This is a genomic window from Pseudomonas sp. AL03, from assembly GCF_029960815.1.
GTDB lineage: Bacteria > Pseudomonadota > Gammaproteobacteria > Pseudomonadales > Pseudomonadaceae > Aquipseudomonas.
On sequence record NZ_JASBRE010000017.1, the window covers coordinates 80,163 to 104,106 of the forward strand.

Annotated in this window: 23 protein-coding genes; 14 read left to right on the forward strand and 9 right to left on the reverse strand. The window is 59.1% G+C overall.

Annotated features, from left to right (window positions below; genetic code table 11):
* Positions 1–6: 6 nt before the first annotated feature.
* Entirely contained in the window at positions 7–2,136 is a 2,130-nt protein-coding gene (locus QK293_RS17465; protein WP_282379234.1) for a mechanosensitive ion channel domain-containing protein, read from the reverse strand.
* Positions 2,137–2,342: 206 nt separating this feature from the next.
* Between QK293_RS17465 and QK293_RS17470 the strand changes: the two genes are divergently transcribed.
* From QK293_RS17470 to QK293_RS17485, 4 genes are read left to right on the forward strand one after another with little or no spacing between them, the layout of a single operon-like run.
* On the forward strand, positions 2,343–3,095 hold the full coding sequence (locus QK293_RS17470; RefSeq protein WP_282379236.1) for a DUF72 domain-containing protein: 753 nt from the start codon (positions 2,343–2,345) through the stop codon (positions 3,093–3,095).
* On the forward strand, positions 3,092–3,889 hold the full coding sequence (locus QK293_RS17475; RefSeq protein ID WP_282379238.1) for an endonuclease/exonuclease/phosphatase family protein: 798 nt from the start codon (positions 3,092–3,094) through the stop codon (positions 3,887–3,889). The genes QK293_RS17470 and QK293_RS17475 overlap by 4 nt, the downstream gene beginning before the upstream one ends.
* Complete coding sequence (gene clsB / locus QK293_RS17480) at positions 3,886–5,181, forward strand: cardiolipin synthase ClsB (protein WP_282379242.1); 1,296 nt, start codon at positions 3,886–3,888, stop codon at positions 5,179–5,181. The genes QK293_RS17475 and clsB overlap by 4 nt, the downstream gene beginning before the upstream one ends.
* Positions 5,168–6,157, forward strand: a complete 990-nt coding sequence (locus QK293_RS17485; protein ID WP_282379244.1) for a lysylphosphatidylglycerol synthase domain-containing protein — start codon at positions 5,168–5,170, stop codon at positions 6,155–6,157. Before clsB ends, QK293_RS17485 begins: the two co-directional genes overlap by 14 nt.
* Before the next feature lie 12 nt (positions 6,158–6,169).
* Here the strand turns inward: QK293_RS17485 and QK293_RS17490 are convergent, their stop codons facing one another.
* The 3 genes from QK293_RS17490 to QK293_RS17500 all read right to left on the reverse strand — a co-directional run bounded on the left by QK293_RS17490 (position 6,170) and on the right by QK293_RS17500 (position 9,191).
* Positions 6,170–6,928 (reverse strand): alpha/beta fold hydrolase, encoded by a 759-nt coding sequence (locus tag QK293_RS17490; protein ID WP_282379246.1) that lies wholly within the window; start codon positions 6,926–6,928, stop codon positions 6,170–6,172.
* Complete coding sequence (locus tag QK293_RS17495; RefSeq protein ID WP_282379248.1) at positions 6,918–8,027, reverse strand: DUF3182 family protein; 1,110 nt, start codon at positions 8,025–8,027, stop codon at positions 6,918–6,920. The genes QK293_RS17490 and QK293_RS17495 overlap by 11 nt, the downstream gene beginning before the upstream one ends.
* 177 nt (positions 8,028–8,204) lie before the next feature.
* Positions 8,205–9,191, reverse strand: a complete 987-nt coding sequence (locus QK293_RS17500) for a GlxA family transcriptional regulator (protein ID WP_282379250.1) — start codon at positions 9,189–9,191, stop codon at positions 8,205–8,207.
* A gap of 102 nt (positions 9,192–9,293) precedes the next feature.
* On the opposite strand from QK293_RS17500, the gene QK293_RS17505 reads away from it, so the two are divergent.
* The 9 genes from QK293_RS17505 (at position 9,294) to QK293_RS17545 (ending at position 16,176) form a co-directional block, all read left to right on the forward strand.
* A complete protein-coding gene (locus QK293_RS17505; protein WP_282379252.1) occupies positions 9,294–9,848 on the forward strand; it encodes a cysteine hydrolase family protein in 555 nt (184 codons plus the stop codon).
* 273 nt (positions 9,849–10,121) lie between these two features.
* A complete protein-coding gene (locus QK293_RS17510; RefSeq protein ID WP_282379254.1) occupies positions 10,122–10,703 on the forward strand; it encodes a YjfI family protein in 582 nt (193 codons plus the stop codon).
* A gap of 24 nt (positions 10,704–10,727) precedes the next feature.
* The gene (locus tag QK293_RS17515) at positions 10,728–11,426 is read left to right on the forward strand and encodes a PspA/IM30 family protein (RefSeq protein ID WP_282379256.1); all 699 of its coding nucleotides are present in this window, start codon (positions 10,728–10,730) and stop codon (positions 11,424–11,426) included.
* A 71-nt stretch (positions 11,427–11,497) separates the two neighbouring features.
* Positions 11,498–12,061 (forward strand): rhomboid family intramembrane serine protease, encoded by a 564-nt coding sequence (locus tag QK293_RS17520; protein WP_282379258.1) that lies wholly within the window; start codon positions 11,498–11,500, stop codon positions 12,059–12,061.
* 73 nt (positions 12,062–12,134) lie between these two features.
* On the forward strand, positions 12,135–13,169 hold the full coding sequence (locus tag QK293_RS17525; protein WP_282379261.1) for an ion channel: 1,035 nt from the start codon (positions 12,135–12,137) through the stop codon (positions 13,167–13,169).
* Positions 13,156–13,830, forward strand: coding sequence for a DUF2491 family protein (locus QK293_RS17530; protein ID WP_282379263.1), 675 nt, complete (start codon positions 13,156–13,158; stop codon positions 13,828–13,830). Before QK293_RS17525 ends, QK293_RS17530 begins: the two co-directional genes overlap by 14 nt.
* Before the next feature lie 15 nt (positions 13,831–13,845).
* Complete coding sequence (locus QK293_RS17535) at positions 13,846–14,274, forward strand: DUF350 domain-containing protein (protein ID WP_131062034.1); 429 nt, start codon at positions 13,846–13,848, stop codon at positions 14,272–14,274.
* A gap of 18 nt (positions 14,275–14,292) precedes the next feature.
* Complete coding sequence (locus QK293_RS17540) at positions 14,293–15,006, forward strand: DUF1190 domain-containing protein (RefSeq protein ID WP_282379266.1); 714 nt, start codon at positions 14,293–14,295, stop codon at positions 15,004–15,006.
* 12 nt (positions 15,007–15,018) lie between these two features.
* Positions 15,019–16,176 carry a glutathionylspermidine synthase family protein gene (locus QK293_RS17545; protein WP_282379268.1) on the forward strand — a complete coding sequence of 386 codons (1,158 nt, stop codon included), beginning with the start codon at positions 15,019–15,021 and terminating at the stop codon, positions 16,174–16,176.
* Between the two features lie 70 nt (positions 16,177–16,246).
* Here the strand turns inward: QK293_RS17545 and QK293_RS17550 are convergent, their stop codons facing one another.
* Complete coding sequence (locus QK293_RS17550; RefSeq protein WP_016969466.1) at positions 16,247–16,774, reverse strand: single-stranded DNA-binding protein; 528 nt, start codon at positions 16,772–16,774, stop codon at positions 16,247–16,249.
* 9 nt (positions 16,775–16,783) lie between these two features.
* Positions 16,784–18,181, reverse strand: coding sequence for an MFS transporter (locus QK293_RS17555; RefSeq protein ID WP_282379277.1), 1,398 nt, complete (start codon positions 18,179–18,181; stop codon positions 16,784–16,786).
* A 191-nt stretch (positions 18,182–18,372) separates the two neighbouring features.
* Here QK293_RS17555 and uvrA point away from each other — a divergent pair, with 191 nt between their 5' ends.
* Positions 18,373–21,207 carry an excinuclease ABC subunit UvrA gene (gene uvrA, locus QK293_RS17560; RefSeq protein ID WP_282379279.1) on the forward strand — a complete coding sequence of 945 codons (2,835 nt, stop codon included), beginning with the start codon at positions 18,373–18,375 and terminating at the stop codon, positions 21,205–21,207.
* A 65-nt stretch (positions 21,208–21,272) separates the two neighbouring features.
* On the opposite strand, the gene bfr is transcribed toward uvrA, so the two are convergent.
* From bfr to rplQ, 3 genes are all read right to left on the reverse strand, one after another.
* On the reverse strand, positions 21,273–21,737 hold the full coding sequence (gene bfr / locus QK293_RS17565) for a bacterioferritin (protein ID WP_282379281.1): 465 nt from the start codon (positions 21,735–21,737) through the stop codon (positions 21,273–21,275).
* 149 nt (positions 21,738–21,886) lie between these two features.
* A complete protein-coding gene (locus QK293_RS17570; RefSeq protein WP_282379283.1) occupies positions 21,887–23,341 on the reverse strand; it encodes a catalase in 1,455 nt (484 codons plus the stop codon).
* Between the two features lie 208 nt (positions 23,342–23,549).
* Positions 23,550–23,936, reverse strand: a complete 387-nt coding sequence (rplQ, locus tag QK293_RS17575; RefSeq protein WP_131062043.1) for a 50S ribosomal protein L17 — start codon at positions 23,934–23,936, stop codon at positions 23,550–23,552.
* Positions 23,937–23,944: the final 8 nt, after the last annotated feature.

Sequence of the window (23,944 nt, forward strand, 5' to 3'; positions counted from 1 at the left end):
CACAAATCATTGAGTGCGCGGTTGATCCGGCAGCAACACCGATGAATGCTGCGATGCAAGCCCATCGCTTTGCGGCAGCTCAGCAGCCTGCCTGGACATCAAAACCTGCTGTGGATAAGTCTGCGCGAAATGCACCCACGGGCTGTTATCCACAAGCTTTTTCAAACGTTGGTTGAACGCCCGACTCACGGCGTATTGCCCGCCCGACACCGTGCGGAACTGTGCCGTCAGCACCACACCGTTGAGGTCCATCTTGTCGACACCAAACACATCCAGCGGCCCTTGCAGGTTGTACTTGAGGAACGCATCGTCGCGGATGGAATCGCCGGCCTCGCGGATCAACTCGATAGCCTTGTCGACATCGGTGTCGTAAGTGAATTGCACCGAAAAGAACGCATAGGCGAATTGCCGCGATTGATTGGTCACAGCCTTGATCTGACCGAATGGCACCGAGTGCACAAACCCCTTGCCGTCGCGCAGGCGCAAGGTGCGGATGGTCAGGCCTTCGACGGTGCCGGCGTGGCCAGAATCGAGCACCACCCAATCGCCAATCGACAACGTGTCCTCGATGATGATGAACAACCCGGTGATCACGTCCTGCACCAGTTGCTGGGAACCGAAACCGATGGCCAGCCCCACGACACCGGCACCGGCCAAAAAGGGTGCAACGTTGATTCCGAGGTTGGCCATGGTGGTGATGGCGCAGATCACCACCAGGATGATTTTGATCGCGTTGCGCAGCAGTGGCAGGATGGTTTTGGTTCGGGTACTGGGTTGGCGCGCCGAGCGCTTGTTAACGGGTGGTTTCAGGGCCTCCTGAATCGCCGTGTCCAACACCACCCAGCCCATCCAGGTCACCAGGAAAATTAAACCGATACGGCTCAGGGAATCGCTGATCGCCCGGCCAACCGAATTGCTCACCGCAAACTCGAACAGCGACACGCCCCAGATGCGCCCCAGGACATCAATGAACACAATCGCCAGGGCGATCCGCAGCAACGCGTGCGAAAGGCTCAGAAAGCGCTCTTTGTAGGCACTGCTGCGGCGCACGGCCAACTCACTGCGCGACTTGAACAGGTGATGCAGCGACGTGCTGAGAAACACCGTCGCAATCAGCAACACTGTGGTAAACAGCGCACAACGCAGCACTTTCTGGTTGTCGTCGCCAATGCCGATCAGGTTGATCACTGACACCAGCACCATCAACAGAATCGGCCAGTACCAGAGCCCGGAAAAGATCCGCAGCATTTCACGCAAGGCCGGCTGACTGAGGCGCTGGGCCAACGGCAAAATGCGGATCAGATGGGCGACCGGACGGCGCATTTTGATCACCAAAAAGCCAAAGATGACCGAGGCCGCCACCCCGGTGAACACCGCGACACTGCTGGTGAGATTGCCGCCGAGCAGGCGGGCGATCTGCGGACTGGTCAAGCCGTCGCTCAGGGCCACGAGGAAGCCCATCAAAAAGAGCGGTCGTGGGCTGTGCTGACGAATAATCTGCACCGCCCGGCGCTTATGACCGGCGTTGAACAGCACCACCAGCGACAACAGCAACGACGCGGCGAAAATGCCGCTGCTGGTGGCATAAGCGAAACACAATGCCAGCGCCCGGCCGGCGGACACTTGCAAGAAGTGGCTGACGTAGAGTGTCAGCGGCAGGCTGACCACCGCCGGAACCGTGTAGGGCAACACATAACCGAGTAACGCCTGACCGCGCTCGCGAGTGAGTAGCACGCGGTTCTGGCACAGACGTGTGGCGAGCAGCCCTCCCAGCAGCCAGAGCAGCGCAAAGACGCCAATCCACACACAGGACAACAGCAGGAAATCCCCCGCCACGCTCCAGCTTGAACGGGCCGATGGATGATTGACCAGTTTATCCACCTCAACCGCCGCCCGGTCTGCACGCAGGCGCCAGGCGTCGAGTAGGTCCTCGTTGAGATCGAGCTTTCCCTGGACTTGATCAATGCTCGAACTGATGGCACCCAGCAAACCACCCTGTACCAGCGGTTCGGGGTGGGCCAGTGGTGTCGCGGCGGTGGCCGCCGCCGGCACACCCGGTAGTGTGGCAGCCTCCAGCTCGTTGCTGCCCAGAATCGACAACGCCCCCAGTAGTATCGCGGTCTTGAACTTGAACAAACGCGGCGCTCCTGCAAAAGGGTCTGTAAGGAACTGATCGGGAGATTGTAGGCAAGTTCCGATCGTTCCCACGTTAGGCACGGCCCGAGTGATCGCCGGACACTAACAGAGACTTTAACCATCCGTACTCCCGTCGAAACTTTCTCGCACGCCCCGCAGTCATCAAAAGACAGGGGCAGTCCGAAGACCATTAGACGGGAGGCGATATGGCGGCGATTCACATCGGTTTTTCAGGCTGGCGCTACACGCCCTGGCGGGGGGATTTCTACCCGAAGGGGCTGACTCACAAGCGCGAATTGCAATTCGCCTCACGGGCGGTGAACAGCATTGAAATCAATGGATCGTTTTACGCCCTGCAACGGCCTGAACGCTACGCCCAGTGGTACACAGAAACCCCGGCGGGCTTCGTCTTCAGCGTCAACGCCCCGCGCTTCATTACTCACATCAGGCGACTGCGAGACATCCATAAACCCTTGGCGAATTTCTTCGCCTCAAGGGTGCTGGAGTTCAAGGAAAAACTCGGTCCGATCCTCCGGCAATCCCCACCCAGTTTCAAATTCGATGCCGAGTTGTTCGAAACCTTTCTGGAGCAGTTGCCCCACCACACCGAAGAAGCCGCCGCCCTCGCCCATCAACACGATTCGCGCCTGAACGGTCGCGCCAGCATGAAGGCCTACGGGGAAAAGCCTTTGCGCCATGCCGTGGAAATCAGGAACGAGAGCTTCGTCGACCCAGCATTCGTCCGCCTGCTCAAATGCCGCAATGCTGCGCTGGTTATCGCCGACACCGCCGGTCAATGGCCCAAAGCGCGCAAGTCCCGCGCGGTGTTTTGCTATTTCGACAACGACATCAAAGTCCGTGCGCCATTCGATTCCCGCCGCTTGCTGGAGCGCTTTCATCTGGATAAAGACCTCGCCACCCGTCCCGGTGAACTGGCCGCCGAAGGAGTGCTGTCATGAGCATTTCCGAACCGGTCGGCACCACCGACGAACAGCAACAAATCATCACCGCCGTGCGCCGCTTCACCGTGCTGACGGTCAACACTCACAAGGGTTTCACCGCCCTCAACCGGCGCTTCATCCTCCCCGAGTTGCGTGAAGCGGTGCGCAGTGTGTCCGCCGACGTGGTGTTTTTGCAGGAGGTTCACGGCACCCACGAGCACCATCCCCAGCGCTACAGCAATTGGCCGCCGATGCCGCAATACGAATTCCTCGCCGACACCCTGTGGCCGCAGTTCGCCTATGGACGCAATGCGGTCTATCCGGCGGGCGATCACGGCAATGCGTTGCTGTCGAAGTTCCAGATCATTCGCCACGACAACCTCGACGTGTCCATCAGCGGTCACGAGAGCCGCGGCATCCTGCATTGCGTGCTGCGCCTGCCAGGTGACGGCCAGGAAGTGCATGCCATTTGCGTGCACTTGGGCCTTCGCGAAACCCACCGGACCGAACAACTCAAGTTGCTGGCCCAGCGCCTCGAAGAACTGTCGAGCGATGCCCCGGTGATCGTTGCCGGTGACTTCAACGACTGGCGCCAGCGTGCCGACGCACTGCTCACACCCTGGGGTTTACGGGAGGTTTTCGCCGAACTCCACGGCAAACCGGCGCGCAGTTTTCCAGCGCGATTGCCAGCGTTGCGTCTTGACCGCATCTACGTGCGCAACCTCAAGGCCAGTCATCCGCAAGTGCTGGCCGCGCGGCCCTGGTCACACCTATCAGACCACGCACCGCTATCGGTGGAGATCGAGGTATGAGCAGCCCATCGCTGGACAAAACCAATGTGGAACACTTACCCACAACCCCGCCGATCCGCGAACCGGGCGCGGTCAACGTCGAATATGGCTGGCAAGGCAACAACCGTGTAGAGCTGCTGGAGAACGGCGAAGCGTACTTCCCCCGGGTGTTCGAGGTCCTGCGTCAGGCGAAAACTGAAATCCTGCTGGAAACCTTCATCCTGTTTGAGGACAAGGTGGGTAATGAACTGCAACAGATCCTGATCGAGGCGGCTCAACGCGGCGTGCGGATTACCGTCAGCCTCGACGGCTTTGGCTGTGGCGAGCTGAGCACCGGGTTCCTCGCCGCCCTCAGCGAGGCCGGTGCACGCATCCAGATTTTCGACCCGGCGCCCAAACATCTGGGCATCCGCACCAACTGGTTCCGCCGCCTGCACCGCAAGATAGTGGTGGTCGACGGCACGATTGCGTTCATCGGCGGCATCAACTTTTCCGCCGACCATTTGGCTGACTTCGGCCCTGAGGCCAAACAGGATTACTCCGTTGAAGTACAAGGCCCGGCGGTGGCCGACATTCATCACTTCGCCCTGCTGCAAAGCGGTCGCCCGGCTCGCGCCAAATACTGGTGGCAACGGCGCAGGCAACGGCGCTCGGAACTGGCGTTCAGCGATCATGACGGCCAGGTTCGCCTGGTGTACCGCGACAACGGCGAGCATCGGAGCGACATCGAAGAGGTTTACCGCCAGGTGCTGCGCAGTGCCCAGCGCCGAGTCGTGATCGCCAACGCCTACTTCTTTCCGGGCTATCGCCTGCTGCGCGAGATCCGCGACGCGGCGCGCCGTGGCGTCGATGTGCGGCTGATCCTGCAAGGTCAGCCCGATATGCTGGTGGCCAAACTCGCCGCGCGCATGACCTATGACTACCTGCTCAAATCCGGCGTGCAGATTTACGAATATTGCGACCGTCCGCTGCACGGCAAGGTCGCGCTGGTGGATGAGGATTGGAGCACGGTCGGTTCGAGCAACCTCGACCCATTGAGTCTGTCGATGAACCTGGAAGCCAATGTGTTGATCCGCGATCGCGCCTTCAACCGCGACCTGTTCAAACTCCTCGAAGACCTGAGTAACAACCATTGCAAGGCCATGTCCGCCGACAAAACCCCGCGCGGACGGATCTGGCACATGACCGTCGGCTTTCTGGTGTTTCACTTTTTGCGGCATTTCCCAGCCTGGGCCGGTTGGCTGCCGGCGCATAAACCGCGCCTGAAGCCGTTCATCCATCCGGCCGGGAGCGACCACCATGAACCGCGCTGACGCACACCCGACGGCCCACGCCGACAGCCCGAGAAAATCTCGCTGGAGCCGCTGGAAACGGCCGCTGACGATGCTGTTTTTCCTGGCGCTGATTGTGCTGATTACGCTGCTCGCCCAGCGCATCGAATGGAACGAGGTGTTCGACACCCTGGCCGATTTCAAGGTACGCACGCTGATCATCGCGGCCGGTCTGACCCTGGTGAGTTTTCTGGTCTACGCCTGTTTCGATCTGATTGGTCGTACTTATATTCGCCAGGACCTGACGTGGAAGCAGATCCTGCCCGTGGGGATTATCAGCTATGCCTTCAACCTCAACCTGAGTGCCTGGGTCGGTGGCATTGCCATGCGTTATCGCCTGTATTCGCGCCTCGGGGTGAGCAAGGGCAACATCGCCAAAATTCTCGGGTTGAGCCTGGCGACCAACTGGTTCGGTTACATGGTGATTGCCGGTGCGGTGTTCAGCAGCGGACTGGTGCGAATGCCACCAGGCTGGAAGCTGAGCACAGGCGCATTGCAAGGTGTGGGCGTGTTGTTGTTGCTGGTGAGCGCGGGTTATCTGGCGGCGTGTCAGTTTTCCAAGCGCCGGGAATGGTCGATACGCGGGGTGGAAATCAACCTGCCGTCCCTGCGCATGGCGGTGCTGCAACTGGCCCTCGGGGCGCTGAATTGGTCGCTGATGGCGGCGGTGATTTTCACCTTGCTACCGAGCAAGCTGGATTATCCGCTGGTGCTTGGGGTGTTGCTGATCAGCGCGATTGCCGGGGTCATCACGCACATTCCCGCCGGGCTCGGCGTGCTTGAAGCGGTGTTCGTGGCGCTGCTGCAACATGAAGCGTCCCGAGGGAGCCTAGTGGGCGGATTGCTGGCTTATCGGGCGATCTATTTCATCCTGCCGCTTCTGATTACCCTGGTGATGTATCTGATCGTGGAAGCCAAGGCCAAGTCATTGCGGATCGAGAAGAAACCGAGGCATTAACAGCCGATGTTTTTACGATGACTGAATAATGCTCAACCGCTCGCCCACCACCATTTCGGTGATCCAGCCCACCAGGATCGAGGTGTACGCCTGTTGCGAAACAGGTTCGCTCAAGGCGTGGTCGGCTCCGTCGATAATCCGGTGGGTCAACGAGTGAGTCTGCTGGCAGGCCGCGCGGTAACTCATGATGGTGGCGTGGGGTACATAGTCATCAGTCTCTGATTCAACCAGCAGCACATCCCCGGTGAACTGCGAACAGGCATGCAGCGCACGATTGTTGTCGGCGCGGACTAACGTGCGGCGGTAATCACGTAAATCGAGCTTATCCAGGTCACGCTTGGGCGTGTGCCATTGATCATCGCGATACAGCGCCGGTACCCGCAGCGCCAGCCAGCGCACCGGACGCAATGACGTCAGGATCGAGGCCAGATAACCGCCATAACTGGTACCGACCACGGCAATCGCCGATGTATCGAGCGCTGGGTGCGCGAGCAAGCGGTCATACGCCGCCAGCAGGTCGCGCAGGTTGTCTTCGCGCGTCACTCGACTCAGCGCAATACCCGTCCCGCCGGTGTGCCCGCGCAAGTCGAACGTCAGGCACACGCAACCCAAACCGGCGATGCCTTTGGCCCGTTCCAGGTCCCGCTCCTGACTGCCGCCCCAGCCGTGCACAAAGAGCACGCCGGGGACTTTTGATTTGGGGCTGAGAAAAGTTCCGATCATCTGTTCATCGTCGATGTCGATTTGAATGGTTTCGCTTCTAGCCGTCATAGGATTTAACCGTTACGTACTTGAGAAGAAAGTCACTGTTTTGCGCCGGCCCGCGATACACCTCGATGGCGTCCGTCGGCAGCGGCTGGTCGATGTAGGTCTCGACCGAAGACACGCGAATCGCGCGCATCCCGGGGTCGTTGACGAAGCTCTGCAAGGCGGCGACTTCGGCACTGCTGGCACCGCCCATCCGCCAGGACTGCTCGAGCACACCACTGCGCTGTTTGCCGCTACTGTCCACACCTTGGGCGATGTCGTAGTTGCGCCGCGAGGCGTAGAAACCGGGATAAGCCTCATCCGCGGCGCTGTCGAACACTTGCGCCTGCCGGATCGCCAGCCGCACATCGTCCGGCAGGTCCAGTTCGAGCAAATCGTCGTAATACCCCTGCACCACCAGCAGGTTGGAGCCTCCATAAACCTGCTCGCCCTGACCGTCTTTGGTCAAGTACTGATCACCGCAATAACTCAGCACCTTGTCGCCGATAAAGGTCTGACCGACGCTGTGGGTGATCACTTGGTCCAGGTCCTGTTCCAGCACCACGCCTTCGGTGAACAGCGTTTCGGCGTCGGATCTGGCGAGGATGGCATCGAACTGGTCGAGGCTTTTGATCACTTCCTGACCGCGTCCGGCGCAGGCATGAATAGGCTTGATGCGGATCGGGCCGCTGTAGAGCAGATGCTCTGCCGCAGGGCGCGCATCCTCCAGGGAAAAGACGCTGAGGCCATCGAGCACCACGCTGCGCACACGTTCGGAAAACAACGGTGACCAGCCTTCCGGAGCGTGAGCATTTTTGTTGCATAACCCGTGACTGATGGCTTTGGTGCAGATGAAGTCATGGTCGACGTAACCGCCCCACAAATCCTCCGGCCCTTTGACCCCTAATTGCCGGGCGGCAGCGGCGCCAACAAGTGTCTGGGTCGGCAATAGATAAAGGTCTCGACCGTTGTGCAGTCCGGGGTCGTAACTGCCACCGTATTTAAGCCCCAGAATCTGCGCCAGCCAACGCGCCAGTGCGCGATTGGTTTCCACTTCATGCAACGGAGCCTCGGGGCGCACGGAATGGGCGACCACTAGTTTCTTGCGATTTGCTGGGGTCATGCGTCCCCCTTCAATCTGCACTTGATGAATGTAGTTGAAGGGGTGCAGAGATCAGGCCAAGGGGGGACGAAGACAAACGGCTTTCAAGTCAGCCAGTTGCGAAAAACATGATGGCACCGTGCCTGTTTGATTCTGCACGACAAGGGTTTGAACTCCGGCATTTTGCACGACTGGAACTCACCCCTGACTCGCTCCCACCCCGAACCGTGTCCGGTAATCACTCGGCGCCAACCCGGTAATTTTCTTGAACGTCGCCCGAAAGGCACTCGGATCCTGATAACCCACCGTCCAGGCAATGTGATCGATGGTGCCGTTGGTGAACTCGAGCATTTCCCGAGCCTTGCCGACCCGCAGGTGCTGACAATATTCGGTGGGTTTGAGCCCGGTTGCCGCGCGAAATCGACGCAGAAACGTGCGCTCTTCCAGCCCTGCCCGCTCGGCCATCATCGTCAGCGACACATCGGTCGCTCCGGTGCTTTGCAGCCAATGCTGGACCTTGAGAATCGAGGCATCGCCATGGCTGAGTATCGGTGAAAAGTTGCTGCCGCACTCGCTCGCGCTGTCGCTGTGTTCCACCACCAGAAACCGCGCGGTGCTGGTGGCGATGCTCGGCCCCAACAGACGGTTGACCAGACGCAAGCCCAGTTCGGACCAGGCCATCAGCCCGGCGGTGGTGATCAGGTCGCCGTCGTCAACAATGGGGGTGTCGGCTTTGAGCTTGATCGCAGGATAACGCTCGGCGAAAGCGTTGGCCGAGGTCCAGTGGGTAGTGGCGCTACGACCGTCGAGCAGGCCGCTTTCGGCCAACAAAATCGACCCCACGCACACCCCGCCGAGTGTCGCGCCATTCGCGTGTTGCTGGCGCATCCAGCGGATCAACCCCTGCGGTGCCTGGCCAGGGGAAAAACCGCCAATCGACGGCGGGATCAACACCGCCACCAACGCGCCGTCAGGAGCGGGATGACTGTCGTAGACCCGCTCGGGCATCTGATCGCCATCGGCCTGCCAATGGCTGATCCGCAGCAATGGCAATTGCGCGGCCTGATGCTCGCTGGCAATCCGGTTCGCCACCCCGAACAAGTCCGTCAACCCATGCACCGCCGCCATCTGCGCGCCGGGATAGATCAAAACGCCCAGCTCGGCGATTGCCCTTTCTGCGTCCATTGTCAGTTTTCCCCCTTCTATTGTCGGTGCGGCCAATCCTCGGACGGCCTGCTAAACCCAATACTTCATTCCACACCCAGCACGCACTTCGAGGAAACAGTCATGGCCAAGCAAGCACTCATCGTAGTCGATATCCAAAACGACTACTTCCCCCAAGGCAAGTGGCCGCTGGTCGGTGCCGACGCCGCCGCGGACAACGCCGTACGGTTGATCAACGCCTTCCGCGATGCGGGTGATTCGGTGGTGCATATCCGTCACGAATTTACCTCCGACGAAGCGCCCTTCTTCACGCCGGGCTCCGAGGGCGCGAAGCTGCACCCCAAAGTCCTCAACCGTGCCGACGAGCCGGTCGTGCTCAAGCATTTTGTGAACTCGTTCCGCGAAACCGAACTGGAAGCCATCCTCGATGAGCAAGGCATCGAAAACCTGGTGGTCATCGGCAGCATGAGCCACATGTGTGTCGACGGCATCACCCGCGCCGCCGCCGATCTTGGCTACACCGTCACGGTGATCCATGACGCCTGTGCCACTCGCGACCTGGAATTCAACGGTGTCACAGTTCCAGCGGCCCATGTCCACGCGGCGTTCATGTCGGCCCTGGGTTTTGCCTATGCCAGTGTGGTGTCCGCCGACGAATTCCTCGCGGCCAGCCGCTAACGCCCTCACCCTGAAACAACTCGATAAACAAAAGGCCCGCCGCGTTTTCGCATTGCGGGCCTTTGCGCTTCCGGTTGCTAAAAATCTCACGCGTGAGCTATTGAGAGGCGCAAAAAATCACTGTAGTGTTTCTCACGCGTGAGATATCACAACGGAGTCACCAGCATGAAAAGCCGCTCTCCATCAGGTCCGCCTGCCGAGCCTGATACCGATACAGCGAGCAGCAAGGGAGAGCGCTCGAGACCGTCCGCGAAAAAACCGTCGAGTTTCTACATGAAGCAGATGCGCGCGGGCCTGGGTGCCGCCGGTTATGTGAAACACGAGACTTGGGTGCTTCCCGAAAATCGAAGCCTGCTCAAGCAGATGGAGAAACAGCTACGCCAACCGATCCTGGCTGGCTCATTCATGTCGGAGAATTACATGAGCGCAGGTACTAACTGGAACATCGATCGCCTCTTCAGCGCCCTTCAGGCCCTTGATGAAGTGGTTTCGAACGACATCACTCTCTCCCTCGTCCAGGGTTCCGAGTCGAGCATCAAGCTGGAAATGAACGACTTCGGTGGCCTGCCGATTTACATCGCAGTCGTGGGCGAGCAGATCATCGTCGACACCGTGCTGGTGGACGTCGAGTCGATCAAGGACGTACCGGCCTTCAACGATGCCGTCCTGCGCAGCCGTGAGTTGTTCCCGCTGTCTTCGATCGGTATCGAGTCGATGCCCAACGGACAGGTTGTCTACAACATGTTCGGCGCACTGAGCTCCGACTCCAGCCTGACGAACATCGTGACCGAGGTGAAAACCCTCGTCGACAACGTCCAGCGCGCCAGCGAAGCCTTCGAACGCTTCTTCAATTAATTATTCGGGAACAGGAAATATCCAATGACTCAGTCTATCTGGAGCAAATTGTTCACCGCGCTGCGCGGCGGTGCCAACGAAGTCGGCGAGTCCATCGTCGACCAACAGGCGCTGCGCATCCTCGACCAGGAAATCCGCGATGCTGACAGCGCCCTGGCCAATGCCAAGCGTGAGTTGGTCACCATCATGGCCAAGCACAAGCTGTCGGCTGATCGTGTGGCTGAGCACAACGCCAAGATCAAGGACCTCGAATCCAAGGCCATGGCCGCGATCCAGGCCAACCGCGAAGACCTGGCGTTGGAAGTGGCCGAAGCCATTTCGACCCTGACCAATGAGCTTGATGTCGAGCAAAAGCAGGCCACCGAATTCGGCGGTTACGCGGACAACATGCGCAAAGACATCACCAAGGCCGAAAGCCGCATCAAAAGCCTGCGCCAGCAAGTGGACATGGCCAAGGCCCGCGATAGCGTACAGAAAGCCCAGGTCAGCGCTTCGATCGCCAGTGGCGGCGCCAACGGCAAGCTGGAAACCGCCGTCGGTACACTGAACCGCCTGCAGGCCAAGCAGCAGCAACGCGCCGCTGAACTGGAAGCCCAGGATCAACTGGCCGATGCATCGACCGGCACCGATCTGGAGCGCAAGCTGCGCGAAGCCGGCATTACCCCGGATTCGGGCAGCGCCAACGCAATCCTGGATCGCCTGAAGAAAAAATCAGCCGAGTAACCGGGCGGGGCGCAAGCTGAACGGGAAGGGCATTCATTGCCCTTCCTTTTTTTGTCGAGTAGAGGTCAAGGATGGATGCCCTGAAGGGTTTCAAGACAATTGCCGGCCTGGCAATCCTCATGGTCGCGCTGCAAGTACTCAACACCGCGACCGGCTACAGCCTTGTTGCATTTGGCCTGGTCCCGAGGACATTGCACGGTCTGCTCGGCATCATTACCTCGCCTTTTCTGCACGCGTCCTTTGCGCACCTGAGCGCCAACCTGATTCCCTTTTTGATCCTCGGCACGTTGGTCATTGTCGATGGGCTCAATCGCTTCATCGCCGTGAGCGCGATCATCATTGGCCTGGGCGGCTTGCTGGTCTGGCTGTTCGGGTTTTCCGGGATGCACATCGGTGCCAGCGGATGGGTGTTCGGGCTGTGGGCGTACATTCTGTCGCGCGCCTGGTTCCAGCACAGTTGGGGTAACCTGATCACGGCCGCGGTCGTCGCTCTGCTGTATGGCGGCCTGGTGTTTGGCTTCCTTCCACGCCAGGGGGTTTCCTTCGAAGGCCATATCGCCGGGGCATTCGCCGGATTTATTGCAGCCAAGGTACTTCTCTCGACGCCCGGCAACAGGTTTAATGCCGCCGGGTAAAGGCTATTGAACGTTCAGGGGTTCGGGCCTGCGCATTGCCAGGAACGAGTCATCCCACGGAGTCAGGGACGTCATGTCCATTTTTCTTTTATTACGCGTGTATGCCTCGTCCTTCTTCCACCGTTTCGGCTGGGCGGGACTGGCGATTGCCTTGGGCATCCACCTGAGCACGGCCTGGCTCGGCCTGGTGCTTCTGGGCGAACAACACCTCACCGCCCCCGCCACATTTACCTATTTCTACCTCACCACCACGCTGACGGTCGGTTACGGCGATCTTGCGCCCCAAACCTCGGAGGGACGGGTTTTCGTGGCCACCTGGGTCATGCTCGGGGGCATTGCGCTGCTGACGGCAGCCATCGGCAAAACCACCAGCAGCGTCATTGATGTATGGAGAAAAAGCATGAAGGGCAAAGGTGATTTCACCGGCAAGACCGGCCACACGGTGCTCATCGGCTGGGCGGGATCGTCCAGCGAGCGGGTCATCGAGTTGTTGCTTCAGGATGAAACCTCCAATGACAACCTGATCGTCATTTGCGATTGCGACCTTGAAGAAAACCCGATGCAGGGCAAAGCAGCCTTTATCAAAGGTGAAAGCTTGTCCTCCGGCGCGCTGCTGGTGCGCGCCGGCGTTCCCGGTGCCGAGCGCGTGCTGGTGCGAACCCACTCCGACGACCTGACCCTGGCCACCGTGCTGGCGGTCAATCAGCTCAAACCGGTCGGGCATGTGGTCGCCCACTTCAATGAAAGTGAAATCGCCGCGCTGGCCAGCTCCTACGCACCGAGCCTGGAATGCACCTCAAGCATGGCCATCGAGATGTTGGTGCGCGCCTCTCAGGATCCGGGCTCGTCAGTAGTCATCAATGAATTGCTGTGCGTGGGTCAAGGCGCCACCCAGTACCTGATGAAACTGCCCGAGGCTTTTGAAGCAACATTCGGCGATCTGTATGCACAGATGAAAGAGCATCACAACGCGACCCTTATCGGCTACCGCGCCAAAGGCGCCCGACACCCTTCGATCAACCCGCCCGGCGCCACTCGCGTTGAGGGCGGTGAACTCTTCTACATCGCCTCCACTCGCCTCAAGGAAATCTCCAATGGGATGGTTTAAACAGTTGATGGGGCTTGAGGCCCCGAATGCGAATCCGGACTCAAAATGGACTGCCAACGAAACCCCGCCCGCCATCGGTCCGCTGGGCCTGGCATTGGGCAAAGGGGTGATGTTCGACACCACCCTGAAATTGCTGCTCGACGAAAAAACCAGCGTGATCATTCCCGGCTCCCAGCAGATCTGGAGCAACGGCACCGTTGACCTCGGGCAATCGACCTGGCTGTCGCGTTATTACATGAATGACGAAGACTACTGGCTGCAAGTGCACACCACCGGCGCCATCGCCGGGCAGGTCGAGTCGGTGATCCTGTTCAACTACCTCAGTTACGTGACCATCAGCAGCGAGGCGGAGTTGAGTCGGTTGGCCGGCCCGCAAAGCCTTATCGGTCTGCCGACCTACACCCACAACGGCGTCGAATACACCCGCGAGTGGGGCACCGAGGATGGCCAGACAGAACTGGTAGCGTTGAGCGAATACCTGAAAAACCCGGATGAGTCCTACAGCATTGAACACCGTTCGATGCTGTACGCGCGCGAAACCGGCCTGACCGATCGCCGTGAATTCCTGCTGTTTTCCGTCGAAGAAGATGCCGAAGGCGCCATCAGCCTGAGCACGTCGCGGGGCATTTCGCTGTACACCACCGACCTGAACACTTTTTAAATAAGGAAGAAGTCCATGCTAGAAGCGCTCTCCATCTCCCTGAACAAAGCCGCCGTGTTCGGGTTTGTTGCGTACATCCTCGGCGCCGCCGTGCTGTTCGCGCTGTTCCAGTTCATCTACACCCGAATCACTCCGCACAAGGAGTTTGAACTGATCCGTTCGGGCAACGTCGCGGCCGCAATCGCTTTGGGCGGTGCGCTCATCGGTTTCGCGATACCGGCCAGCAATGTGATTGCCTACTCGATCAGCCTGCTTGACTTTGTCGTCTGGTCGCTGATCGCCGCCGTCGTGCAACTGCTGGCGTTCCTGGTGACTAGCCTGGTCTTGAAAGGCACGTCGGAACGCATCAAGAAAGGTGAAATCGCGGCGGGTGTCTATGTCGCGGCCGTGGCCATCAGCGTCGGCATGTTGAACGCCGCCTGCATGACCCCTACCCCGAACTGATCGCGCAGGGAGCTCCCGATGAAACGAAGCAAGTACGTTCAACTGTCGCTGGCCGCCTCGGTCGCCATGGCGATATCCGGCTGCGGGCCGACGGAAAAAACCTACCCGGTGCAGAAGAAGTACAACTTCCAGTCCGTCCAGCAATGTGCCGATGAAAAACTCCCGGTAGACGTCTGCTCTGACGCCTACATGGCTGCCATGACGGAGCATCGGCGCATTGCGCCGGTCTACGACAATCAGGCCGATTGCGACGCGGACTTTGTCGCAGACTGGTGCCAGCAAGATTCCACCGGCAAGTTCATCCCGAAACTGGGCGGTTTCGAACTGACCGCCGATGGCGAAGTGACGCAGTCCCAAGTGGACGCGGCCAAGGCCCAACTGCCCGCCTCGGAAGCGAACAGTGGTGGCTCCGGATTCTCCGGCACCAGCCTGCTGACCGGTTTGCTGATCGGCAACATGCTGAGCAGCAACCGCAACAGCTTTTACTCGCAACCGGTGTATCGCTACCGCGATGACCGCGGCGGTTACTCGTCTTCCACGCTCAGCCAGCGGATTGCCAAGGGCTCGACCTTTACCAAGTCCAATCAGGCGAGGTACGGCAGCAGCAACTACGCCGATTCGATTCGTTCCGCCAGCAAGCCGGTGTCGGTTGCCTCGTCCACCGCCCGTGGCGGTTTCGGCAGCAAGGCCAGCGCACGCAGTGGCTGGGGCGGCGGCGGTTCGAGCAGTTAAGGAAACCGGGCCATGAAAAAGATTCTCTGCGCAGAACGTCATGACTGGAAACAGACCGCCGACAGTCTCGGATTTCTGTTCCACACCATCGACGATGAACCCTATTGGGACGAGAGCGCGTATTACCAGTTCACGCTCAAGCAGATCGAAAACGATCTCGAAGACCCGACCACCGAAATTCATGAGATGTGCATGGACCTGGTCGCCCGGGTGGTTCAGAGCGAAGAGTTGCTGGAGCGCCTGAGCATTCCTGCGCCGTTCTTCGACATGATTCGGACTTCATGGCTCGAAGGCCACCCGCACCTCTATGGGCGCATGGACTTCTCGTATAACGGCACCGGACCGGCAAAATTGCTGGAACTCAACTACGACACGCCGACCAGCCTCTATGAAGCGGCAGCGTTTCAGTGGGGCTGGCGGGAGCAATGCATCGGACGCGGCTTGTTGCCCAAGCATGCCGACCAGTTCAACAGCATTGACACCAAACTGCATCAGGCCTTCGCCCAGCTACAGCTTAAACAGCCTTTCTATTTCGCCTCGATGAAAGACTCGGTCGAAGACAAGGGCACCACCGATTACCTGCGTCTGATTGCAGAGAAAGTCGGCATTGAATCTCGCCACATCGATCTCGAAGACATTGGCCTGACCAGTGACGGACGTTTCGTCGACCTTGAAGATCGCTGGATTCCTCACCTGTTCAAGCTGCATGCCTGGGAGTTCATCTTCCACGAGCCCTTCGGTGCAGCGATTGCCCAGAGTGATACGCAGTTTTTCGAGCCCGCGTGGAAATCCATCATTTCCAACAAAGGCATCCTGCCGCTGCTATGGGAGTCCAACAAAGGACACCCGAACCTGCTCGCCGCCCACCTGGATACCAATCCGACCACAGCGGTGCCCAAGGGCTGGGTGCGCAAACCGTTCTTCTCGCGGGAAGGCGCCAACATCGAGTTGCAAACGGCTGAGGGCCTGATCGTAAAAGAGGACGGCCCCTACACCGACGCGCCGTTTATCCTTCAGGAATTCGCACCGTTGCCGCAATTTGGCGACAGCTTCACGCTGGTGGGCTCGTGGGTGATTGGCGACCAAGCGGCCGGCATTGGCGTGCGGGAAGACAACAGTTTGATCACCAAGGATTCAAGTCGGTTTCTGCCGCATCTGATCCTCGACTGACAAATCCTTCGCCCACAAAAAAGGCCCGGCGCTGTTAGCGACGGGCCTTTTTGTTTAGATCGGGTGAATCCTAGAATGGAATATCGTCATCAAAGCTGTCGAAATCCGGAGCCGGTTGCGGAGCTGCCTGCTGTGGAGCTGGAGCCTGGCGCGACTGCTGCGGTGCCGACTGCTGAGGACGCGGAGCCTGTTGGCGTGGAGCCGGGGCGGACTGCTGGTAGTTATTGCCCCCGCCTTGTTGGTCGCCCTGCTGTGGACGGCCGCCCAGCAGTTGCATGGTGCCTTGCATGTCGACCACGATTTCGGTGGTGTAACGCTTGATACCGTCTTTTTCCCACTCGCGGGTCTGCAGCTTGCCTTCGATGTAAACCTGCGAACCTTTACGCAGGTACTCGCCGGCGATTTCGGCAACCTTGCCGAACATCGACACACGGTGCCATTCGGTCTTCTCGACCTTCTGACCGGTTTGCTTGTCGGTCCACTGTTCGCTGGTCGCCAGACTCAGGTTGGTCACGGCGTTACCGTTAGGCAAGTAGCGAACTTCGGGATCCTGGCCGCAAGTGCCGACCAATATGACTTTGTTAACCCCACGGGCCATAACGTTCTCCTAGGCTACGCACGCTGCCCCGGCCGGGTTGTTCACCAGGCGTTCAAGGGTGGTGCGATCCAATAGTTCGGTGTCCAATTTGATGTAAATCGCCGCTTCATCTTCGACGATTACTGCATCTGTTACCCCTACGACGGCCTTCAGGCGCTCGACCAGACCCGCTTCGCGGATCGCCTCGGGCGACAACGGCAAGCGCAGGCTCGTCACGTAGGGAGGTTCGCGCATGGTAACAGCAAAGGCCAGCCAGAGGGCAGCCAGACCGGCGCATCCCAGGAACACAACCGACAAACCGCCATGCTGGAACAACCAGCCGCCGAGGATGCCGCCCAGTGCCGAACCGAGGAACTGGCTGGTGGAATAAACCCCCATCGCCGTGCCCTTGCCGCCTGCCGGTGAAACCTTGCTGATCAGCGATGGCAACGAAGCTTCCAGCAGATTGAACGCAGTGAAAAACACCACCGTACCCACCACCAGAGCCCGCAAGCTATCGCCGAACTGCCAGAAGAATAGCTCAGTGAGCATCAGCGTCACGACGGCGCCGAGTAAAACTCGTTTCATTTTGCGTTTCTTCTCGCCGTAGATAATGAACGGGATCATGGCGAAGAAGGATATCAATAGCGCGGTCAGGTACACCCACCAGTGCTGCTCTTTAGGCAGCCCGGCTTTTTCGACCAGCGCCAAAGGCAACGCAACGAAGCTCGACATCAACATCGCGTGCAACACAAAAATGCCCAAGTCCAGACGCAGCAGGTCCGGATGCTTGAGTGTCGGTATCAGCGCCTGGCGCGCGACGCCGGATTCGCGATGCTGCAACGGGCCGTTGGCTCGCGGCACCATGAACATCACGATCACGATGCCGAACAGCGCCATGCCGCCCGTGGCGAGGAACAACCCGGACAGGCCGAAGGCGCGGGTCAGCAACGGGCCTACAACCATGGCGACAGCGAATGACAGACCAATCGTCATGCCGATCATGGCCATGGCTTTGGTCCGATGCTGTTCGCGGGTCAGGTCTGACAGCAACGCCATCACCGCCGCGGAAATCGCCCCGGCACCTTGCAGGATCCGTCCGGCGATCACGCCCCAGATCGAGTCGGCATTGGCCGCCAGCACGCTACCGAGAGCGAAGATGATCAACCCCAGGTAAATCACCGGACGACGGCCGATGCGGTCGGAAATAAAGCCGAAAGGAATCTGAAAGATCGCCTGGGTCAGGCCGTAAGCGCCAATCGCCAGCCCGATGAGGGCCGGGGTCGCTCCTGCCAGATCCATCCCATAGGTCGCCAGTACCGGCAACACCATGAACATGCCAAGCATACGGAAGGCGAACACCAGGGCCAGACCGCTTGCTGCGCGGGTCTCGCTGCCACTCATGCGTTCGCTGTGGGGATCGTGCATGGAAAAACCTCATGTGAACCGGCGGCGATTCTACCAGTCCCATCGATTGACGGGGTATATCGCGACGCTTTGACGCGCTCTGCTGACAGAGTCTTCACGTAAGGCTGCAACCCGCTTATTTGATAGTGTGCATCCATCCAGTATTTGGCCGTATACTCCTACGTTTTCGACGCCCGCCGAGCGAGGCCACTTTGGACAAGATCCTGATTCGTGGGGCCCGAACCCACAACCTGAAGAACATCGACCTGACCCTGCCACGGGACAAACTGATCGTCATCACCGGCCTGTCCGGATCCGGCAAATCGTCCCTGGCATTCGACACGCTGTATGCCGAAGGCCAGCGCCGTTACGTCGAATCGCTGTCGGCCTACGCCCGGCAGTTCCTGTCGATGATGGAAAAACCTGACGTCGACACCATCGAAGGTTTGTCGCCAGCCATTTCCATCGAACAGAAGTCGACCTCACACAACCCGCGTTCGACGGTCGGCACCATCACCGAAATCTACGACTACCTGCGCCTGCTTTACGCTCGCGTGGGTATTCCGCGCTGCCCGGATCACGACATTCCGCTGGAAGCCCAGACCGTTAGCCAGATGGTCGACCTGGTCCTGGCTCAACCGGAGGGTAGCAAGCTTATGCTGTTGGCCCCGGTGATCCGCGAGCGTAAAGGCGAACACCTCTCGGTCTTCGAAGAACTGCGTGCCCAGGGTTTTGTGCGGGCCCGGGTCAACGGCAGGCTCTGCGAGCTGGACGAGTTGCCGAAGCTGGATAAACAAAAGAAGCATTCGATCGATGTGGTGGTCGACCGTTTCAAGGTCCGCGCCGACCTGCAACAGCGCCTGGCCGAGTCGTTCGAGACGGCTTTGAGGCTGGCGGACGGCATCGCTTTGGTAGCGCCAATGGACGACGAGCCCGGCGAAGAGATTATCTTCTCCGCGCGCTTCGCCTGCCCGATTTGCGGCCACGCCATCAGCGAGCTGGAACCCAAGCTGTTCTCTTTCAACAACCCGGCCGGCGCTTGCCCGACCTGCGATGGCCTGGGCGTTAAGCAATTTTTCGACATCAAGCGATTGGTGAATGGCGAACTGACGCTGGCGGAAGGCGCGATTCGCGGCTGGGACCGGCGCAACGTCTATTACTTCCAGATGCTCGGGTCGCTGGCATCCCACTACAAGTTCAGCCTGGAAGTACCGTTCAACGATCTGCCAGTCGATCAGCAGAAGTACATCCTGCACGGCAGCGGTTCGCAGAACGTCGACTTCAAATACCTGAACGACCGTGGCGACATCGTCAAACGCTCGCACCCGTTCGAGGGCATCGTGCCGAACCTGGAACGCCGCTACCGCGAAACCGAGTCAGCCTCGGTGCGCGAAGAGCTGGCCAAGTTCCTCAGCACCCAGCATTGCCCGGATTGTCGTGGCACCCGCCTGCGCCGAGAGGCGCGGCATGTGTGGGTTGGCGAGAAGACGCTGCCGGCGGTGACCAATCTGCCGATCGGCGACGCTTGCGAGTATTTCGGGCTTCTGAAACTCACCGGCCGTCGCGGCGAAATTGCCGACAAGATTCTCAAGGAAATCCGCGAGCGCTTGCAGTTCCTGGTCAACGTTGGCCTCGATTATCTGTCGCTGGATCGCAGTGCCGACACCTTGTCCGGCGGTGAGGCTCAGCGTATTCGTCTGGCCAGTCAGATCGGCGCGGGTCTGGTAGGGGTTCTGTACATCCTCGACGAGCCGTCCATCGGTCTGCACCAACGGGACAACGATCGCCTGCTCGGCACGCTCAAGCACCTGCGTGACATCGGCAACACGGTGATCGTGGTCGAACACGATGAAGATGCGATTCGTCTGGCCGACTACGTGGTGGATATCGGACCCGGCGCAGGTGTACACGGCGGGCATATCGTCGCCGAAGGTACGCCGGCCGAGGTCATGGCTCACCCAGATTCGTTGACCGGCAAATATCTGTCGGGGCGGGTGAAGATTGCCGTTCCGGCCAAACGCACGCCCCGTAACAAGAAGTTGTCGCTGTCCCTCAAGGGCGCTCGCGGCAACAACTTGCGCAATGTCGATCTGGACATTCCAATTGGTCTGCTGACTTGCGTCACCGGCGTGTCCGGCTCGGGCAAATCGACGCTGATCAACAACACGCTGTTTCCTTTGAGCGCCACGGCACTCAACGGTGCAACGACGCTCGAAGCGGCCGCTCACGACAGCATCAAAGGTCTGGAGCATCTGGATAAGGTTGTCGACATCGATCAGAGCCCGATCGGACGCACGCCACGCTCCAACCCGGCGACGTACACCGGGCTGTTCACACCGATTCGCGAACTGTTCGCCGGAGTGCCGGAGTCCCGCTCACGCGGTTATGGGCCTGGACGCTTCTCCTTCAACGTGAAGGGCGGGCGTTGCGAAGCTTGTCAGGGCGATGGCCTGATCAAGGTGGAAATGCACTTCCTGCCGGACATCTATGTCCCGTGCGACGTCTGCAAGAGCAAGCGCTACAACCGCGAGACTCTGGAGATCAAGTACAAGGGCAAGAACATCCACGAAACCCTCGAGATGACGATCGAGGAGGCGCGAGTGTTCTTCGATGCGGTTCCGGCCCTGGCGCGCAAGCTTCAGACGTTGATGGATGTCGGCCTTTCGTACATCAAGCTCGGGCAGTCAGCGACCACGCTGTCGGGTGGCGAAGCCCAGCGGGTGAAGCTGTCTCGCGAACTCTCCAAACGCGATACCGGCAAGACGCTGTATATCCTTGATGAGCCGACAACCGGCCTGCACTTCGCAGATATCCAGCAATTGCTCGACGTGCTGCACCGCTTGCGCGATCACGGCAACACCGTGGTGGTGATTGAGCACAACCTGGACGTTATCAAGACTGCCGACTGGTTGGTGGACCTTGGGCCGGAAGGCGGTTCCAAGGGCGGCCAGATCATTGCCGTCGGTACGCCGGAAGAAGTATCGGAGATGAAGCAGTCTCACACGGGCTTCTACCTCAAGCCGCTGCTGGCTCGCGACAAAGCCTGAATCAGGCCCACGAAAAAGCCCCTGTCACTTCATAGGTGACAGGGGCTTTTTTGTAGGCGGCGGAATCAGAACTGCGATTGCAGGTAATTCTCCAGGCCTATCAACTTGATCAGACCCAGCTGCTTCTCGAGCCAGTAGGTGTGATCTTCTTCGGTGTCGTTCAGCTGAATACGCAGCATCTCGCGGCTGACGTAGTCTTTGTGACGCTCGCAGAGCTCGATGCCCTTGCAGAGTGCGGCGCGGACTTTGTATTCCAGACGCAGGTCACCGGCAAGCATGTCAGGCACTGTGGTGCCGACATCCAGGTCGTCCGGACGCATGCGCGGAGTGCCTTCGAGCATGAGAATCCGGCGCATCAGGGCGTCAGCGTGCTGCGCCTCTTCTTCCATCTCGTGGTTGATACGTTCGTAGAGCTCGGTGAAACCCCAGTCCTCGTACATCCGCGAATGGATGAAATATTGATCACGCGCCGCCAGCTCGCCGGTCAGCAACGTGTTGAGGTAATCGATTACGTCTGGGTGGCCTTGCATCGCCCTACATCTCCCTGCTTGAAAGTCTGTAGTTTGAACCAAGCAGACTGTTTGGTCACTCTGCCTGCGCGACAAAAGCGAAGATATTCTGAGAAAAGTGGTTTAAATAACGCAAAAACCGCCCAAATGAGGGCGGTTCTGCTTCTCGTTTAGACTTCGTTAAGCTGTACACCCAACGCCGTTGCAATTGCTTCTCCATACGCCAGGTCGGCCCTGAAGAAATGCTGCAATTGACGATCAATCACGTCGCCGGAAACGCCGCCCATGGCGCCGGCAATGTTGTTGACCAGCTGGGCTTTCTGCTCATCACTCATCAGACGGAACAGCGCACCGGCGTGGCTGTAATAGTCGGTATCTTCGCGATGATCGTAACGATCAGCTGCGCCGCTCAGGGCCAGCGCTGGCTCTGCATAGCGAGGTGCTTGTTTCGGCGACTCAACGTAGCTGTTCGGCTCATAGTTAGGTGTCGCACCACCATTACTGCCAAACGCCATCGAACCATCGCGCTGATAGCTGTTCACCGGGCTGCGAGGTGCGTTCACCGGCAATTGCTGGTGGTTGGTGCCAATACGGTAGCGGTGAGCATCGGCGTAAGCGAACACTCGACCCTGCAGCATGCGGTCAGGCGACAAACCAACACCCGGGACCATGTTGCTCGGACCGAACGCCGCTTGCTCGACTTCAGCAAAGTAATTCTGTGGGTTGCGATTAAGCTCCAACTCGCCCACTTCGATCAGCGGAAACTCTTTCTGCGACCAGGTCTTGGTCACGTCAAACGGGTTCTCGTAGTGCGCCGCGGCCTGAGCCTCGGTCATGATCTGGATGCACACGCGCCATTTCGGGAAATCACCGCGGTCGATCGCGCCGAACAGATCACGCTGTGCATAATCCGGGTCGGTCCCGGCCAGGCGTGCCGCTTCTGCCGGTGCCAGGTTTTTGATCCCTTGTTTGGTCTTGTAGTGCCACTTCACCCAGTGACGCTCGCCATTGGCGTTGATCAGGCTGTAAGTGTGGCTGCCGAAGCCGTGCATGTGACGGTAGCCATCAGGAATGCCGCGATCCGAGAACAGAATGGTGACCTGGTGCAGCGCCTCAGGCGAATGCGACCAGAAGTCCCACATCATTTGTGCGCTTTTCAGGTTGCTTTGCGGCAGACGTTTTTGGGTGTGAATAAAGTCCGGGAATTTCAAAGGATCGCGGATGAAAAATACCGGCGTGTTGTTGCCGACGATGTCCCAATTACCTTCTTCGGTGTAGAACTTCAGGGCGAAACCGCGAGGATCACGCTCGGTATCAGCAGAACCGCGCTCGCCACCCACGGTGGAAAACCGCAGGAAGGTTGGAGTTTGCTTGCCGATAGATTCAAACAGCTTGGCGCTGGTGTACTCAGTGATGTCACGCGTCACGGTAAAGGTACCGTAAGCACCCGAGCCGTTGGCGTGTACGCGACGTTCTGGGATGTTTTCACGGTTGAAGTGGGCAAGCTTCTCGATCAGGTGAAAGTCGTCGAGCAGCAGCGGACCACGAGGGCCGGCGGAGCGGGAATTCTGGTTATCAGCGACAGGAGCGCCACTGGCGGTGGTAAGTATTTTATTTTGGCTCATGCGATGTCTTCCTCTGTCTGTCTTTCCTACTGCCGGCTAATCGGCTGAGAGGGAGTATTGACCATCAACATGACACCATCAAATTCATTAAATTGTGAGAATCGATAGATAAATACTAATGAGGCTGTATTGCCTAGGCTTTCGATACTTTTCGAGCGCGCACAAAAAACCGGGCACTAGGCCCGGTTCTTCGTTTCAGACTGACGTCTTACTCAGCGGATACAGCTTCACCGCCGGCAGGACGATCAACCAACTCGACGTACGCCATAGGCGCGTTGTCGCCAGTGCGGAAACCGCACTTGAGGATGCGCAGGTAGCCACCCTCACGGGTAGCGTAACGCTTGCCCAGGTCGTTGAAGAGCTTACCAACGATAGCTTTCGAACGAGTACGGTCGAAAACCAGACGGCGGTTTGCCAGGCTGTCTGTCTTGGCCAAAGTGATCAGCGGCTCAGCAACGCGACGCAGTTCTTTAGCTTTCGGCAGTGTAGTTTTGATCAGCTCGTGCTCGAACAGCGACACTGCCATGTTTTGAAACATGGCCTTGCGGTGCGAGCTAGTGCGGCTCAGGTGACGACCACTTTTACGATGACGCATGGTTCATT

Bases quoted from the DNA above. Each gene is read 5' to 3' on its own strand.
- QK293_RS17520 (WP_282379258.1), top strand. From the start codon at position 11,498: ATGGATGCCCTGAAGGGTTTCAAGACAATTGCCGGCCTGGCAATCCTC.
- QK293_RS17555 (WP_282379277.1), bottom strand. From the start codon at position 18,181: ATGCACGATCCCCACAGCGAACGCATGAGTGGCAGCGAGACCCGCGCA.
- QK293_RS17505 (WP_282379252.1), top strand. From the start codon at position 9,294: ATGGCCAAGCAAGCACTCATCGTAGTCGATATCCAAAACGACTACTTC.
- QK293_RS17570 (WP_282379283.1), bottom strand. From the start codon at position 23,341: ATGAGCCAAAATAAAATACTTACCACCGCCAGTGGCGCTCCTGTCGCT.
- QK293_RS17525 (WP_282379261.1), top strand. From the start codon at position 12,135: ATGTCCATTTTTCTTTTATTACGCGTGTATGCCTCGTCCTTCTTCCAC.
- clsB (WP_282379242.1), top strand. From the start codon at position 3,886: ATGAGCAGCCCATCGCTGGACAAAACCAATGTGGAACACTTACCCACA.
- QK293_RS17485 (WP_282379244.1), top strand. From the start codon at position 5,168: ATGAACCGCGCTGACGCACACCCGACGGCCCACGCCGACAGCCCGAGA.
- bfr (WP_282379281.1), bottom strand. From the start codon at position 21,737: ATGCAAGGCCACCCAGACGTAATCGATTACCTCAACACGTTGCTGACC.
- QK293_RS17515 (WP_282379256.1), top strand. From the start codon at position 10,728: ATGACTCAGTCTATCTGGAGCAAATTGTTCACCGCGCTGCGCGGCGGT.
- QK293_RS17530 (WP_282379263.1), top strand. From the start codon at position 13,156: ATGGGATGGTTTAAACAGTTGATGGGGCTTGAGGCCCCGAATGCGAAT.
- QK293_RS17540 (WP_282379266.1), top strand. From the start codon at position 14,293: ATGAAACGAAGCAAGTACGTTCAACTGTCGCTGGCCGCCTCGGTCGCC.
- QK293_RS17535 (WP_131062034.1), top strand. From the start codon at position 13,846: ATGCTAGAAGCGCTCTCCATCTCCCTGAACAAAGCCGCCGTGTTCGGG.
- QK293_RS17510 (WP_282379254.1), top strand. From the start codon at position 10,122: ATGAAGCAGATGCGCGCGGGCCTGGGTGCCGCCGGTTATGTGAAACAC.
- QK293_RS17490 (WP_282379246.1), bottom strand. From the start codon at position 6,928: ATGACGGCTAGAAGCGAAACCATTCAAATCGACATCGACGATGAACAG.
- QK293_RS17495 (WP_282379248.1), bottom strand. From the start codon at position 8,027: ATGACCCCAGCAAATCGCAAGAAACTAGTGGTCGCCCATTCCGTGCGC.
- QK293_RS17470 (WP_282379236.1), top strand. From the start codon at position 2,343: ATGGCGGCGATTCACATCGGTTTTTCAGGCTGGCGCTACACGCCCTGG.
- QK293_RS17545 (WP_282379268.1), top strand. From the start codon at position 15,019: ATGAAAAAGATTCTCTGCGCAGAACGTCATGACTGGAAACAGACCGCC.
- QK293_RS17475 (WP_282379238.1), top strand. From the start codon at position 3,092: ATGAGCATTTCCGAACCGGTCGGCACCACCGACGAACAGCAACAAATC.
- QK293_RS17550 (WP_016969466.1), bottom strand. From the start codon at position 16,774: ATGGCCCGTGGGGTTAACAAAGTCATATTGGTCGGCACTTGCGGCCAG.
- rplQ (WP_131062043.1), bottom strand. From the start codon at position 23,936: ATGCGTCATCGTAAAAGTGGTCGTCACCTGAGCCGCACTAGCTCGCAC.
- QK293_RS17500 (WP_282379250.1), bottom strand. From the start codon at position 9,191: ATGGACGCAGAAAGGGCAATCGCCGAGCTGGGCGTTTTGATCTATCCC.